Raw genomic sequence first — 15,099 nt, 5'->3', positions numbered from 1 at the left:
CCTAACCGCGCAGCCCAATGTCCACCCAGAGCCGGAACGTCCAGGGTGTCAGCCAGTGAACGTTGCTGCCCCAGGCGTCCTTCGCCTTCCCGTCCGGCACCTCGACGATCTGCCCACGCCGACCGACCACGCGATGCATCGGCACCGGGTTGCGCGGCAGGAACTCGTTCCCCGGCTTCGTCGCCCACGTGTACAGGTTCATAAGCGCAGCCAGTTCGCGATTCCACTTGTTCCCACCCACCCGCACCGGGTTCTCGGGCGCCGTCTGCCGCCAGAACTGGAAGTCGTCAACATCCGTCTCGACCGCCTGCGTCCAGACCTTTCGGCGCTGCCACAGAAAGTTGAGGAACAGGCAGAGGTCCGTGATGTAGTTCCGCTTCGTCTCTTTTGTGTATCCCCGGAAGGGGCTACGGCGCGTGTACAGCCTGACGAGCTCGTCGATGCGGTAGTCCGGCGCCAGCAAAATCGGGTCGCCGGGTCGGATGCCTGTTGACGCTTCGCGCTCCGCCAGATCAGTCCACCCTGCCAGAACAGGTGCCTGCGGTGGGGCGATCGGCGCCAGCTTGGGAACCCAGAAGACACGCCACTTGCTCATTCCGCCACCCTGTCAGATCGGCTTCAACACGCCGATTCAATAGGGATGGCGTGCCATCTGTCCCTCGACCTGACCTGACCTGGGCGGAGCCGGAGGGCGAGCAGCAGCGCGGTCAGCAGTGGCGGGGCGGCGGGCGGACCGTGCTCAGTCTGGTCGAGCGGGACGAGGAGGGCACCCGGCAGGTGGCGGTGGTCGACGTCGGCACGGAAAGCGCCGTCACGATCGGCGTGACCGTGGCGGACGGGGTGGCCCGGTTCTGGCGCGTGGGCGACGACGGTGAACGCACAGCCGTCGGTCCGGGGCTGGACTTCACCCGGCTCTCCGACGACCACGGGGCAAAGTTGCGGTTCACGGGCGCGATGGCCGGAATCCACGCGGTGGACCTGGTCGACGCGGCCTTCATCGCCGACTTCGGTGGGTTCCGGCTCAGCTGCGGATGACGTTCGCAGTTTCGAAAGCCATGCCGCCGTGAAGACCTGCGAAGCCTGACCTCTTCCCGACTCCCCCGGGCGAACCTAGGGTAGGAAGCGCTTACTGTTTCCGCGCTGGTCGAAACTTTCGTGGCCCACGGGCGGGCCGGAGAGGTGGTTCCCGATGGTCCGCACGGGGAGTGCGAGCGTGGCGGCCGGTCCCACGCTGGCGGTCGTCGCCCGGGAGGCGGGCGTGTCGGTGCCGACCGCCTCCAAGGTGGTCAACGGGCGGGAGGACGTGGCCCCCGAGACCCGCCGCCGGGTCACCGAGGCGCTGGACCGGCTCGGCTACGTCCGCAGACCCAGGTTCGACGCGGTGAAGGCGTCGGGGCTGGTGGACCTGGTCGTGCAGACGCTGGAGACCTCCTGGTCGGGCGCGGTGCTGCACGGGGTGGAGGCGGCCGCTCACGACGCGGGTCTCGAAGTGGTGGTCTCGGCGGGGCTGAACCGCACCCGGACGGGCCACCCCGACCGCGGCTGGATGGACAAACTCACCGCGCGCGGCTCCGCCGGGGTGCTGTTCAACCTCGCCGAGCTGACCTCGTCGCAGTACGGCCGGCTGGACCAGCACCGCATCCCGTACGTCCTGATCGACCCGGTCCTGGAGCCGCCGCCGGGCGTGGTCTCGGTGGGCGCGGCGAACTGGCAGGGCGGCGTGACGGCGACCGAGCACCTGCTCGCGCTGGGCCATGAGCGCATCGCTGTCGTCGCCGGTCACCAGCGCAGGATGTGCAGCGGGGCGCGGGTGGCGGGCTACCGTTCCGCGCTCGCGGCGGCGGGGATTCGGCAGCGCCCGGAGTACGTACGGCACGCAGGCTTCGACGAGAGCGCCGCCCACCGCCGCACCCTGGAACTCCTCGACCTGCCCGAACCGCCGACCGCGGTCTTCGTCTGCTCGGACCACATGGCACTGGGGGTGTACGAGGCGCTGGCCGAGCGGGGTCTGCGCGTCCCGGACGACATGAGTGTCGTGGGCTTCGACGACCTCCCCGAGGCCCGCTGGACCACCCCGGCGCTCACCACGGTCCGCCAGCCGCTGTCGGAGATGGCGGCCATGGCCCTGCGTCTCCTGGTCCGCATGATGGAGGGCGACCGCCCGGAGAGCACCCGGACGGAACTGTCGACACGGTTGGTGGAACGGGCGAGCACGGCCCCGCCGCGTGACTGACCCACGGTCCCGTGGACGGCGCTCGTGACTGACCCACGGCCCCGTGGACCGCGCTGACGGGCCGGTGGCCCTCGGCCGGCGTGTCCGATTCCTTCAAGACCGGACGTCGGGCCGCTGCGTACGGTGACGTCATGACTCCACGATTCGATGCCATCGGCCTCGTCGCCTCCGACCTGGCCGCCTCCGTCGCCTTCTACCGGCGGCTCGGGTTCCCCTTCGCCGAGGGCGCCGAGACGCAGCCGCACGCGGAGGCCGAACTCCCGGGCGGTGTGCGGTTGATGCTCGACACCGAGGAGACCGTGCGCTCCTTCCACCCGGGCTGGCGGGCACCGGCCGGCGGCAGCCGCACCGGGCTCGCGCTGCGCTGCGCGGACCCCGCCGAGGTCGACGCCGTGTACGAGGAGCTGGTGGCCGAGGGGTTCCACGGTGAACTCAAGCCGTGGAACGCCGAATGGGGCCAGCGGTACGCCTCCCTGCACGACCCCGACGGCAACGGCGTCGACCTCTACGCCCCGCTAGCCGGCGGCGAGTAGCCGCCCGAGCGGAAGCCCGGCCAACTCCCGTACGTCCCGGGCGAGATGGGCCTGGTCCGCGTACCCGGTCCGCGCGGCCGTCTCCGCGAACGGCACACCGGCCCGCGCCAGTGCCAGAGCCCGTCGCAGCCGCAGGATCCGGGCCAGCGTCTTCGGCCCGTACCCGAAGGCCACGAGCGAACGGCGGTGCAACTGGCGTGCGCCGAGCCCGAGTTCGTCGGCGGTCACGGCGACGGGGCGCCCCGCGTCGAGGGAGGTGACGAGGGTGCGCAGGACGGGGTCGGGCGGGGCGGCGCGCTCCAGGGCGATCTCTTCGAGGGCCGTGGCGGGGTCCGGGGACCTGGCGATACGGCCCCGCAGCCGCCGTACCTCGGAGGGCGGCCAGAGATCGGCCAACTCCACCCGGAGATCGCGTAGTTCATGGGCGGGCACCCCGAGGAAGGCGGGCGCGGTACCGGGCGGGAAGCGCAGGCCCGTCCAGGCGCTCGGGGTGCCCCCGGTGACGTAGGCGCGGGTGTCGGGCCCGGCGACGAGCAGCCGTCCTTCGTTCCAGAGCAGATCCATGCACCCGTCGGGCAGCACCCGTCCGGCGCCGTCACCGCTCCAGACGGCGGCACCCGTGAGCCGAGACGCCCTCTCCGTGTACACGGATCCAGGCTACGACGCGCTCAGCCTCCGCTCACCCGCAGTCGGTGCTCCTGCGGACTGACCCCGTACACCCGCTTGAACGCGCTGGACAGGGCGAACGCGCTGCCGTAACCGACCTGCCGGGCGATCGCGTCGAGTGTCGCGGAACCCTCCCGCAGCCGGTCCGCCGCCAACGCCAGCCGCCACCCGGTCAGATGGGTCATCACCGGCTCCCCCACCAGTTCGCTGAACCGCCGGGCCAGCGCCGCGCGCGACACCCCCGCCTTGGCCGCGAGGGAGGCCACCGTCCACGGGTGGGCGGGATCGTCCTGCACCAGCCGCAGCACCCGCCCCACGACGGGATCCGCCAGCGCCGCGTACCACGCGGGCGGCTCCGCCTCGGGCCGGGAGAACCAGGCCCGGAGCGCGGCGATGACGAGCAGGTCGAGCAGCCGGTCCAGGACGACCTCCTGTCCCGGCTCGTCGCGCACGATCTCCTCCATCAGGAGCGGGGTGAGCGGGCACTCCCACACGTCGGTGGTCAGCGACAGCAGCGGCGGCAGGGCGTCCAGCAGCCGGTTGCTGATCTCGCCCTCCATCAGGTACGTCCCGATGAGGACGACCGTCTCGCCGTCGAGCCGGTCGCCCCAGGTGCGTACGCCGAGGTCCATGGAGCCGTTCAGGACCCGGCCGTCGGGGTAGCGGCACTCCGCGCCGGGCAGGATCAGCGCCTGCGGGGCGGTCCCGGGGGCGTCGGCACAGGTGTAGGGGGCGGGGCCGCGGGCGATGGCGAGGTCGCCGGGGCGCAGCCGTATCCGTTCGCCGGTGTCGGGCAGGATCCAGGCGCCGCCGCGGACCAGCAGCATCACGGTCAACGGCGCCCGGTCCTCCACCCGCACCGCCCACGGCGGGTCGAAACACGCACGGATCATGAAGGCGCCACGCGCCCGGGGTCCTTCCAGCAGACCTGCCAGAGCGTCCATGCGGCCAGCGTAGACGCGCACGCATGGGAATGAGCCGTTCAGCGATGGCCCCTTGCCGGGAACGGCAGTTGACTCGACGGCATGACACAGGACACGGCGAACATGACGGTGGTGGTGACCGGCGCCTCGGGTCGTACGGGGAGCCGGGTGGCGCAGTCCGCGACGGCGGCGGGGCTCACGGTTCGGGCGGCCTCGCGGGCGCGGGGGTTCGACTGGCAGGACCGGTCGACGTGGGCGGGGGTCCTGCGGGGCGCCGACGCGGCCTATCTTGCGTACCCCTCGGACATCGGTGCCCCCGGCGCCGCCGGGGCGGTCGGGGCGCTCGCGCGGGAGGCGGTGGAGATCGGCGTACGGCGGCTGGTGCTGCTGTCGTCACGGGGGCAGGACCGGGCGCGGCACGCGGAGGAGGCGCTGCACGCGTCGGGGGCGCAGTGGACGGTCGTACGGGCTTCCTGGTTCGCGCAGAACTTCAGCGAGGGGCCGCTGGTGGAGGAGTTGCGGCTGCGCGGGGAGCTGGTGTTCCCGGCGGGTGAGGTGCGGGAGCCGTTCGTGGATGTGCGGGACATCGGGGACGTGGTGGTGGCCGCGCTGACGTCGGGCGACCGGTACGCCGGACAGACGCTCGCCGTCTCGGGTCCGCGTCTGCTGACGTTCGGCGAGGCGGTCGCGGAGATCGCGCAGGCGACGGGGCGCGAGCTGACGTACCGGGCGGTGTCGGCGCGGGCGTACGCGGAGCGCCTTGCGGGGTTCGGGGTGCCGGAGCGGGAGGCCGGGGCGTTGGTCGAGGCGTTCGAGCAGCTGCTGGACGGTCGTAACGCGTATCTGTCGGACGGGGTACGGGAGGTTCTGGGGCGGGAGCCGCGGGACTTCGGCGACTTCGCGAGGGAGGCGGCGGCCGCGGGGACCTGGAAGGGCTGACCCCGGGCCAGGGGAGCCGTGCTGATGTGGGCGCGGCTCCTGCGCCCATCGATCGGCCCGCGGCCGGCGGTCCACCCTTTCAGGAGCCCGCCGTTGCGCGGTGGGTGGGCCGTCGGACGCCCGGACGGGTGGGGGGCTGTGTCGACACGCGGCCGCCGCCCACGGCCTGCCCTCTCAGGAGCTCTCCGGCTTCTGCGGTGGGTGGGTCGTCTTCGCGTGGGTGCGGAAGCGGGACGTCACGTCCTCCGGGGGAAGGAAGCGGGACCAGCGTTCCGGGAACTCCGAGGGCATGTCCGGGTCGTCGGGGTCGGGGTCCGTGCCGTGGAGGGTGGCCGCCCGGGCCACGTACTCCGCGACCTGTGCCTCCCGCATCCGCTCGTTCGCCGCACGGGCCGCCGCCGTGGACGCCGCCGGCCACACGCGGTCGATCGCGGCGTTCATCGCGGCGCCCACCAGCACCGCGAAGGCCGAGACGCCGATCCACAGCAGCACCGCCACCGCCGCGGCCAGCGAGCCGTAGATCGTCGCGCCCTCGATGGTGCTCTGGAGGTAGATGCGCAGCAGGAAGCTCCCCAGCACCCACATGGCCAGCGCCACCAGGGCGCCGGGTACGTCCTCGATCCACGGTGAGCGCACCGGTACCGACACGTGGTACAGCGTCGTCAGGAAGGCGATGGACAGGATGATCACCACGGGCCAGTACAGGACCTGCACGACCGTCTCCGACCACGGCACGATCCGCACCACCGCGTCCGGACCCGCCACCATCAGCGGCAGCGCGATCGAGCCGATCAGCAGTGCCGCGACGAACAGCGCGAACGCGACGAGCCGGGTCTTGACGATGCCGCGGACCCCGTCGAGGCCGTACATGACGGTGATGGTGTCGATGAAGACGTTGACCGCGCGCGAACCGGACCACAGGGCGAACAGGAAGCCGACGGAGATGACGTCGGGACGGCCGCCCTTCATCACGTCGGTGAGGATCGGCTGTGCGATCTCCCGTACGCCCTTGTCGGAGAGCACGGTGCGCGCGGCGTCCAGGAGGTTGGCCTCCAGGCTGCTGATGCTGTCGGTGCCGGTCCAGTCGTCGACGTAGCCGAGCAGTCCGATGAGGCTGAGCAGCAGCGGCGGCACGGACAGCAGCGAGAAGAACGCGGCCTCCGCGGCGAGCCCGAGGATGCGGTACTCGATGCACGAGTTGACGGTGTCCTTGAGCAGCAGCCAGGCGGTCCTGCGCTTCGAGACGTTCCGGTAGAGGGCACGCGCCCGGTGGAGCCGCCCGGAGGTCTGCTGAGTGGATTCGCTTGCTGACTGCACGACCTAACGGTATCCGCCGTGGGAGCGTGCACTCATCCCCTGGTCCCGGTCCGGGCACACCCGTGCGCAGAACGCTCGCTCGTGTTCGGTTCCGTCATACCGCGGAAAACGCCGGGCAACCCCGCGGAAATCACCAAGCAAATCGAACCAATTTTCTGTCATGAACCCGGTGGCCGAAATGCGAGTCCCCGAAAAGCGGAACGCCCGACGATATATGAACCACCGATCGGGAGAATGTCCCGGTGACGCCACCTAACGGACCGAAAAGGCCATATAGGCAGCGAACGTTCGACGAGCGAGAAACCGCCATTGACTGAAACGCGCTTGACCCGTTCATGAGCGCCTCGAAACAATTCGGATTGCATTCTCAGGGCCCTGACCAAGGCCCCTACCGGCCACCCCGTCCCCGTCACGTGGTCACTCCAGGCACATAACGAACCGCTTCTCCTCTTATTTCATTCAGTGTCTCACGGCACTTCTCTTTCTTCCGACACACCGGAAGCACGGGGGTTCTGCATCATGATTCTCCGCTGCGCGGTGAACAGCCGGCGACATTCCTTCGTATCTCTCTCTGGAGAATTCGCATGCCTGTTCCGTACACACCGAAGCATGCCGTGCCGCGCATCGTGGGGGTCGATGTGGCGCGGGGCATCGCCCTGCTCGGCATGTTCTCCGTTCATGTGTTCGGCGCATTCGACGCGGCCGGATCGCCCACGTACGCCTGGATGTTCGCGGGCGGGCGTTCCTCGGCGACGTTCGCCGTGACGGCCGGGATCGGGCTGGCCTTCACGACGGGCGGCCGGTGGCCGGCGACCGGACGGCCCGCGACCGTCGCGGTGGCGGCGCGGGCCGGCGTCATCGCGCTGATCGGGCTGCTGCTCGGCTACGCCTCGCGCGCGGCGGACCTGGACGTGGACGTGATCCTGGTGTTCTACGCCCTGTTGTTCCTTCTCGCGATCCCACTGCTGGGCCTCGGCCCCCGGCTCCTGGCCTGTCTCTCCCTGTTCCTGGCCGTGGGGGCGCCGTTCGCCGTCCACGCGCTGCGGGGCGTACTGCCGGAGCCCGCCTTCGACGGCGATCCGACGCTCCAGGACGTGGTCACCGATCCGCTCGGACTGGTGTCCGACCTGCTCGTGCACGGCGACTACCCGGTGCTCGCCTGGACCGCCTATCTGTGCGCCGGACTCGCCCTCGGCCGACTGGACCTGACGTCACGAAAGACCGCGCCCCGGCTGCTCGGCGGTGGTCTCGCCCTGGCGGCCGGTGTCTGGCTGACGTCCTCCCTGGTCCTGTTCCGGTTCGACGGGCTACGGCACCTGTGGAGCGCGGAGTTCCCGGGCGCCTCCCGGGCCGAGGCCCTGTGGGACAGCCCCGACGGCGCGACCTGGTGGGCACTGCTCTCCCGCGCGCCGCACACCACCACGCCGTTCGACATGCTCCTCACCCTGGGCTCGGCGGCGGCGATCCTCGGCGCCGCCCTGCTGCTGACCAGGAGCACCCCTCTCACGCGGGCGCTCACGCCGCTCGCGGCGGCGGGCACCATGCCGCTGACCCTCTACACCGCCCATGTGCTCCTCCTCGCCACCGGCGCGCTCTCCCGCTCCCCCGAGCTCCTCTACGCCGTCATGAGCACCGGAGCGCTCCTCTTCGCCCTCTCGTGGCGGCACGTCGGGCGTGGCCCGCTGGAAACGGTCGTCGCAGGCGCGGCCCGGCGGTGTCGCGAGGCCGTAACACCACCGCGGTTCCCGGAACCGGTGGAGAGCCCGGCCCGACTTACCAAGCACACCGAATAGTCCATAAGACCAAAAGTGATGATCTAGGAGCTCAAGTGGTGGTAAATCCCGGCGAGATCACGACAGTCGCCCCGGCGGACGGCACCGCACAGGTCTTCGCCGAGGTGCTGGCCGGGGTCGTGAAGACGGAGCACGTCCCCCTCGACAGCCACTTCTTCGACGACCTGGGCGCCAACTCCCTGGTCATGGCGCAGTTCTGCGCCCGGGTCAGGAAGCGGGACGACCTGCCGTCGGTGTCGATGAAGGACGTCTACGGCCATCCCACGCTCCGCGCTCTGGCGGCGGCACTCACCGAGGGCCCGGTCACCGCACCGGCCCCCACGCGGCCCGCCGAGCCGCCCCCGCCGGAGGGCAGCACCGCGCGCTATGTCCTGTGCGGAGTGCTGCAGTTCCTGGTCTTCGCCGTGTACTGCCTCGGTGCCGGGACCGCCATGGCCGAGGGGTACTCCTGGATATCCGGCGGCGACGGCGTCCTCTCCGTCTATCTGCGCTCGCTGGTCTTCGGCGGCGCCCTGTTCCTCACGGTGTGCACCCTGCCCGTGGTGGCGAAGTGGGTGCTCGTCGGCCGGTGGAAGGAGACGGAGTTCCCGGTCTGGAGCCTCGCCTACGTCCGCTTCTGGACCGTCAAGGCGCTGCTGCGCGCCAACCCGATGGTCCTGTTCACCGGCAACCCGCTGTACGTCCTCTACCTGCGGGCCCTCGGCGCCCGCATCGGCCCCGGCGTCACGATCCTGTCCCACTCGGTGCCGGTCTGCACCGACCTGCTGACCGTCGGCGCCGGCACGGTGATCCGCAAGGACGCCCTGTTCCTCGGCTACCGGGCGCACGCGGGCCGGATCCGCACCGGCCCCGTCACCCTCGGCCGGGACGTCTTCGTCGGCGAGAAGACCGTCCTCGACATCGGCACCTCGATCGGCAACGGAGGCCAGCTGGGCCACTCCTCCGCGCTGTACGACGGCGCCGCGATCCCCGCCGGCCAGCGCTGGCACGGCTCGCCGGCCCGCCGCACCGACGTCGACCACATCCGCGTCCCCGCGGCCCGCTGCACCACCCCGCGCCGGGCCGGCTACGCCCTGGTCGCCCTGCTCCAGACACTGCTGGTGTACGTCCCGCTCGGCCTCGGCGGCACCTTCCTGGTGCTGGACCTGGTACCGGCGCTGGACCCGCTCCTGGAGCCGGACGCGAAGGAACTGGCGTCGACGGCCTTCTACGCCGAGGCGCTGGCCCTGTCCGTCGCCTTCTTCGTCGGAACGATCGTCCTGGGCCTTGTCACCGTGACCGTGCTGCCACGGGTGCTGAACCTGACGCTGCGGCCGGACCGGGTCTATCCGCTGTACGGCTTCCACTACTCGGTGCAGCGCGCGATCGCCCGCATGACCAACATCAGGTTCTTCAAGTGGCTGTGCGGCGACAGCTCGTACATCGTCCCCTACCTGCGGTCCATCGGCTACGACCTCTCGACCGTCGAGCAGACCGGCTCCAACTTCGGCACCGAGGTCGCGCACGAGACGCCGTACCTGGCCACCGTCGGCAGCGGCACGATGGTCGCCGACGGACTCTCGGTCCTCAACGCCGAGTACTCCAGCACCTCGTTCCGGGTGTCGCGGGTCTCGATCGGGGCGCGCAACTTCCTCGGCAACCACATCGCCTACCCGGTCGGCGGCCGTACCGGCGACAACTGCCTGCTCGCCACCAAGGTGTTGGTGCCTCTCGACGGTGAACTCCGTGAGGGCGTCGGCCTGCTGGGCTCGCCGCCCTTCGAGATCCCGCGCACGGTGGAGCGCGACACCCGCTTCGACCACTTCCGCGAGGGCGACGAGCTGCGCCGCCGCCTCTCGGCCAAGAACGGCTCCAACGCCCGCACGATGGCCCTGTTCCTGTTCCTGCGCTGGCTGCACTGGTTCCTGCTGACGGTGCTCGGCTTCGCGGCCGTCGACCTCTACGGCGGCCAGGGCGCCCGCGGCGGCCCGCTCATCGGCGGCTACCTGATGGCCGCCCTGCTGCTGACCACCTCCTACTGGGTGCTGGTGGAGCGCGTGATCACCCGGTTCCGGCCGCTGCAGCCGCGGCTGTGCTCCATCTACGACCCGTACTTCTGGTGGCACGAGCGGCTGTGGAAGGTGCCGGACCACCACCTCGCCGTGTTCGACGGCACCCCGTTCAAGAACCTCGTCTGGCGGGCGCTCGGTATGCGCCTGGGCCGCCGGGTCTTCGACGACGGCTGCTACGTCACCGAGCGCACGCTGGTCGCGATCGGCAGCGACACCACGCTCGGCCACCACTCCAAGGTGCAGGCCCACTCCCAGGAGGACGGCACCTTCAAGTCCGACCACATCGTCATCGGCGACGGCTGCACCCTCGGGGCGGGCGCGCTGGTCCACTACGGCGTCTCGATGGGCGACGGCGCCGTACTCGCCGCCGACTCCTTCCTGATGAAGGGCGAGGAGATCCCGCCGGGGGCGCACTGGGGCGGCAACCCGGCGGTGGCACCGCGCCGCGCCTGAACCGCCGCACCGCCCGCACGACCTGCACGGAAAGACACAGGGGGAAGAAAGTCATGGAAACAGTTCCGCACCCGGCACCCGGTCCGATACCGGAGGTCACGGAGTACGCGGTCCCACTGCCCGACGGCACACCGACCGACCCGGCCGCGCTGCTGACGGCCCACGCCAGGGTCCTGGCCGCCCTCTCGGGCGAGGCGCAGGGCGCGCCCGGCGACGACCTGCGGGTCACCGTCACCGACGGCACCCTGCGGCTGCGTCACCGCACCGGCGTCCTCGACGCCGCTGCCGCCGCCCGCATCGCCGGCTACCACCTCACCGCGCTGGCCCACCCGGACCGCACGAGCCTGCTGTCCGAGGACGAACTCCGCTTCCAGCTGGAGGAGTTGGCGGGTCCGGTCCGTGAACTCCCGGACCGGCGGGTGCACGAGCTCTTCGAGGAGCGGGTCCAGAAGCACCCGGACGCCGTGGCGGCCGTGGAGGGCGAGCGGCAGTGGTCGTACGCGGAGCTCAACTCCCGGGCGAACCAAGTGGGTCGGACGCTGCTGGCCCGTGGTCTCACGTCCGAGGGTGTCGTCGCCGTCGTCATGGAGCGCACCCTGGACTGGATGGCGGCGGTGCTCGGCGTGCTCAAGGCGGGCGGGGTGTATCTGCCGGTCGAACCGCACTTCCCGGCCGAGCGGGTCGCGAGGACGCTGTCCCGGGCGGGCTGCGAACTGGTCGTCACCGAACACGGCAGCACGGGCTCGCTCGCCGGTACGTCGGCCCGGACGCTGTTCGTGGCCGACGCGTACGCCGAGGGCCACCCGGACGGCGATCTCGGGATCCCGGTCCCGGCGGACCAACTGGCCTACATCTACTTCACGTCCGGCTCCACCGGCGAGCCCAAGGGCGCGATGTGCGAGCACGCCGGCTTCGTCAACCACGTCCTCGCCAAGGTCGAGGACCTGGGGATCGGCGAGCACGACGTGGTCGCGCAGACCGCGCCGCAGTGCTTCGACATCTCCCTGTGGCAGCTCCTCGCCGCCACCCTCGTGGGCGGGCGGACCCTGCTGATCGGGCAGGACACGATCCTCGACGTCCCGCGGTTCGTGGACACGGTGATCGGGGGGCGCGTCAACGTGCTCCAGGTCGTGCCCTCATATCTGGAGGCCGTACTAGCCGAGTTGGGGCAGCGGCCGCGTGAACTGGCCGATCTGCGGTGTGTGTCGGTGACCGGCGAGGCGGTGAAGCGGGAGCTGGTGCAGCGCTGGTTCGCCACCGCGCCCGGGATCAGGCTGGCCAACGCCTATGGCCTGACCGAGACTTCGGACGACACCAACCACGAGGTCATGGACCGGGTGCCGGACGGCGACCGGGTCCCGCTCGGCCGGCCGGTGCGCAATGTGCGCGTGTACGTCGTCGACGAGGACCTGGTGCCCGTGCCGCTGGGCGCGCCGGGCGAGATCGTCTTCTCCGGGGTGTGCGTGGGGCGCGGGTACGTCAACGACCCCGAGCGCACCGCGGCCGCCTTCATGGCGGACCCCTACCGGCCCGGCGAGCGGCTGTACCGCAGCGGCGACGTGGGGCGCTGGGGGGCCGACGGCAAACTGGAGTTCCTGGGCCGCCGGGACACCCAGGTCAAGATCCGCGGATTCCGGGTGGAGATCGGCGAGATCGAGAACGCGCTGCTGCGGGTGGACGGGGTCCGCGACGGGGCCGTCGTGGTCGTCCGGGGCACCCAGCTCGCCGCGTTCTGCGCCGGGCCCGAGCCGGTGGGCGCGGACGCGGTGCGGGAACGGCTGGCCGTGTCGCTGCCGTCGTACATGGTGCCGGCCGTCGTGCACTGGCGGGAGCAGCTGCCGCTGACCGCCAACGGCAAGACCGACCGCCGTACGCTCACCGCGCTCGCCGAGGACCTCGACGCCGGTGCGGCGGACGAGCCCGTGACGGCGGGCGAGCGGCGGCTGGCGGACGCCTGGGCCGAGGTGCTCGGTGTCCCGGCGGACCGCGTGGGCCGTCTCGACCACTTCTTCGACCGCGGCGGCAGCTCGCTGTCCGCCGTGCGTCTCGCGATCGCCCTGGACCGGGCGATCACCCTCAAGGACGTCGTCCGCCACCCGGTCCTCGCGGACCTGGCGGGCCTGCTCGACCGGAACAGCTGAAAGGAACACCGAGATGTCATCCACGAGTCTCCTTCCGCACCTCGATCCGGCTCCGGGCGGTCCACCGGTCCTGTACGCCAAGTCCGTCGTCGATCCGACGAGTTGGGCCGCCGAGCACCACGACCCGCTGCGTGCGCTCGTATCCGAACACGGCAGCGTCCTGGTGCGCGGGCTCGGTCTCGCCGACCCCACCACGACCGAGAGTGTCTTCCGGCGGCTGACCGACGGCCTGATGCCCGACCGTGAACCCTTCGCGCCCCGGCGCCGCTACGCGGACGGCGTGTACTCGACGACCAAGTGGCCGCCGAACCAGCAGATGTGCATGCACCACGAGATCAGCTACGGCCTGGAGTTCCCGGGTCTGCTGCTGTTCGCCTGTCTGGAGGCGCCCGGGTCCGGGGGCGCGACCGCGCTCGCCGACGCGTCGGCGGTGCTGCGGGACCTCCCCCGCGACCTGGTCTCCCGCTTCGAACGGGAGGGCTGGCTGCTGACCCGGTCGTACCACGAGGACATCGGCGCGTCGGTCGGGGAGGCGTTCGGCACGGACGACCGCGCGGCCGTCGAGCGGTACTGCCGCCGGCACGCCATCGAGTGCGCCTGGCAGAGCGACGGTTCCCTGCGCACCCGGCAGCGGCGCGGCGCGGTGCTCCGGCACCCCGGCTCCGGCCTGCCCTGCTGGTTCAACCAGATCGCCTTCCTCAACGAGTGGACCATGGAGCCGGAAGTGCACGAATACCTGGTGGACGTGTACGGGGCCGACGGACTGCCCTTCAACACCCGCTTCGGAGACGGCGATCCGATCGACGCGGACGTCGTACGGGCGATCAACGAGGTGTACGACGCCCACACCGTGCGCGAACCCTGGCAGGACGGCGACCTCCTGCTCGTCGACAACATCCGTACGGCGCACAGCCGCGAGCCCTTCGAGGGGCCGCGCGAGGTACTGGCCGCGCTCGGCGACCCGGTACTGCGCACCGACGGCGAGGTGAGCGGCGTATGAGCACCGTCGGCGCTCCCTCCTTCGCCCTCGTCACCGGCAAGCAGGTCCAACAGGCCCTGCACGGCCGGGAACCGGAGATCGCGGACCTCGTCGAGGCCGTGTACCGGCTGCACGGCGCGGGCGACTCGGTGAACCCCCCGTCGTACTTCCTGAGGTTCCCGGACCGCCCGTCGTCCCGGATCATCGCGCTGCCCGCCTCGCTGGGCGGACCGCTGCGGGTGGACGGTCTGAAGTGGGTCTCCAGTTTCCCGGAGAACATCGAGTCCGGGCTGCCGCGGGCATCCGCGGTGCTGATCCTCAACGACCCGGACACCGGCTATCCGTTCGCCTGTCTGGAGAGTTCGGTCATCAGCGCCACGCGCACGGCGTCGTCGGCGGCGCTGGCGGCCGGGAGGCTCAGCGCGGGCCGGGTCCGCCCCACCCGGGTCGGGTTCATCGGCACCGGGCTGATCGCCCGCTACATCCACACCCATCTCACCGCCACCGGCTGGGAGTTCGAGGAGACGGGCGTGCACGACCTGTCCGCCGAGAGCGCCGCCGGGTTCCGCGGGTACCTGGAGCGGTCCGGGGCGCCCGGGAAGGTGGCCGTGCACGACACGGCCGAATCCCTCGTCCGCTCCAGTGACCTGGTGGTCTTCGCCACGGTCGCCGGCGCACCGCACGTCCACGATCCGTCGTGGTTCGGCCATCACCCCCTGGTCCTGCATGTCTCCCTGCGCGATCTCGCCCCGGAGATCCTGCTCGCGTCCGCCAACTTCGTCGACGACGTCGAGCACTGTCTCAAGGCCGAGACCTCCCCGCATCTGGCCGAACAGCTCACGGGGAGCAGGGACTTCATCGACGGCACGCTCGACGACGTGCTGACCGGACGGGTGACCGTCCCGACGGACCGGACGGTGGTGTTCTCGCCCTTCGGACTGGGGGTCCTGGACCTCGCCGTCGGCAGGTTCGTCCACGACGAACTGGCCCGGCGCGGCGAACTGCACGTCGTCGACGGGTTCTTCAACGAGCTGCGCCGGTACGGCTGAACGATCAGTGGCGCATGAGGAG

The 15,099-nt window shown here is 71.2% G+C and carries 13 protein-coding genes; 9 read left to right on the top strand and 4 right to left on the bottom strand.

From position 1 onward, the window contains the following. Window position 1 precedes the first annotated feature (1 nt). Window positions 2-595 carry a site-specific integrase gene (locus tag ACZ48Z_RS24560; RefSeq protein ID WP_468738015.1) on the bottom strand — a complete coding sequence of 198 codons (594 nt, stop codon included), beginning with the start codon at window positions 593-595 and terminating at the stop codon, window positions 2-4. A 50-nt stretch (window positions 596-645) separates the two neighbouring features. Between ACZ48Z_RS24560 and ACZ48Z_RS24555 the strand changes: the two genes are divergently transcribed. The 3 genes from ACZ48Z_RS24555 (at window position 646) to ACZ48Z_RS24545 (ending at window position 2,766) form a co-directional block, all read left to right on the top strand. Beyond that, window positions 646-1,035: a beta-xylosidase family glycoside hydrolase gene (locus ACZ48Z_RS24555; RefSeq protein WP_468738014.1), complete on the top strand. Its 390-nt coding sequence runs from the start codon at window positions 646-648 to the stop codon at window positions 1,033-1,035. A gap of 154 nt (window positions 1,036-1,189) precedes the next feature. Beyond that, complete coding sequence (locus tag ACZ48Z_RS24550) at window positions 1,190-2,233, top strand: LacI family DNA-binding transcriptional regulator (protein WP_468738013.1); 1,044 nt, start codon at window positions 1,190-1,192, stop codon at window positions 2,231-2,233. A 131-nt stretch (window positions 2,234-2,364) separates the two neighbouring features. Continuing rightward, complete coding sequence (locus ACZ48Z_RS24545) at window positions 2,365-2,766, top strand: VOC family protein (protein WP_468738012.1); 402 nt, start codon at window positions 2,365-2,367, stop codon at window positions 2,764-2,766. Here ACZ48Z_RS24545 and ACZ48Z_RS24540 read toward each other — a convergent pair. Beyond that, window positions 2,749-3,414: a helix-turn-helix domain-containing protein gene (locus ACZ48Z_RS24540; RefSeq protein WP_468738011.1), complete on the bottom strand. Its 666-nt coding sequence runs from the start codon at window positions 3,412-3,414 to the stop codon at window positions 2,749-2,751. The genes ACZ48Z_RS24545 and ACZ48Z_RS24540 overlap by 18 nt on opposite strands. Window positions 3,415-3,434: 20 nt before the next feature. Continuing rightward, window positions 3,435-4,376: an AraC family transcriptional regulator gene (locus tag ACZ48Z_RS24535; protein ID WP_468738010.1), complete on the bottom strand. Its 942-nt coding sequence runs from the start codon at window positions 4,374-4,376 to the stop codon at window positions 3,435-3,437. Window positions 4,377-4,457: 81 nt separating this feature from the next. Between ACZ48Z_RS24535 and ACZ48Z_RS24530 the strand changes: the two genes are divergently transcribed. After that, window positions 4,458-5,294, top strand: a complete 837-nt coding sequence (locus tag ACZ48Z_RS24530) for an NmrA family NAD(P)-binding protein (protein ID WP_468738009.1) — start codon at window positions 4,458-4,460, stop codon at window positions 5,292-5,294. A gap of 174 nt (window positions 5,295-5,468) precedes the next feature. On the opposite strand, the gene ACZ48Z_RS24525 is transcribed toward ACZ48Z_RS24530, so the two are convergent. Next, a complete protein-coding gene (locus ACZ48Z_RS24525) occupies window positions 5,469-6,611 on the bottom strand; it encodes a YihY/virulence factor BrkB family protein (protein WP_468738008.1) in 1,143 nt (380 codons plus the stop codon). 584 nt (window positions 6,612-7,195) lie between these two features. Between ACZ48Z_RS24525 and ACZ48Z_RS24520 the strand changes: the two genes are divergently transcribed. The 5 genes from ACZ48Z_RS24520 to sbnB are packed head-to-tail and all read left to right on the top strand — an operon-like array spanning window position 7,196 to window position 15,077. Continuing rightward, window positions 7,196-8,404 carry a heparan-alpha-glucosaminide N-acetyltransferase domain-containing protein gene (locus ACZ48Z_RS24520; RefSeq protein WP_468738007.1) on the top strand — a complete coding sequence of 403 codons (1,209 nt, stop codon included), beginning with the start codon at window positions 7,196-7,198 and terminating at the stop codon, window positions 8,402-8,404. Between the two features lie 35 nt (window positions 8,405-8,439). Further along, on the top strand, window positions 8,440-10,908 hold the full coding sequence (locus ACZ48Z_RS24515; protein WP_468738006.1) for a Pls/PosA family non-ribosomal peptide synthetase: 2,469 nt from the start codon (window positions 8,440-8,442) through the stop codon (window positions 10,906-10,908). Between the two features lie 53 nt (window positions 10,909-10,961). Further along, window positions 10,962-13,049, top strand: a complete 2,088-nt coding sequence (locus tag ACZ48Z_RS24510) for a non-ribosomal peptide synthetase (RefSeq protein ID WP_468738005.1) — start codon at window positions 10,962-10,964, stop codon at window positions 13,047-13,049. 13 nt (window positions 13,050-13,062) lie between these two features. After that, a complete protein-coding gene (locus ACZ48Z_RS24505) occupies window positions 13,063-14,049 on the top strand; it encodes a TauD/TfdA family dioxygenase (RefSeq protein ID WP_468738004.1) in 987 nt (328 codons plus the stop codon). Next, on the top strand, window positions 14,046-15,077 hold the full coding sequence (sbnB, locus tag ACZ48Z_RS24500) for a 2,3-diaminopropionate biosynthesis protein SbnB (RefSeq protein ID WP_468738003.1): 1,032 nt from the start codon (window positions 14,046-14,048) through the stop codon (window positions 15,075-15,077). The genes ACZ48Z_RS24505 and sbnB overlap by 4 nt, the downstream gene beginning before the upstream one ends. Window positions 15,078-15,099: the final 22 nt, after the last annotated feature.

Source organism: Streptomyces sp. NPDC031225, from assembly GCF_055570355.1.
This window is presented reverse-complemented; position numbering and strand designations above follow the sequence as displayed.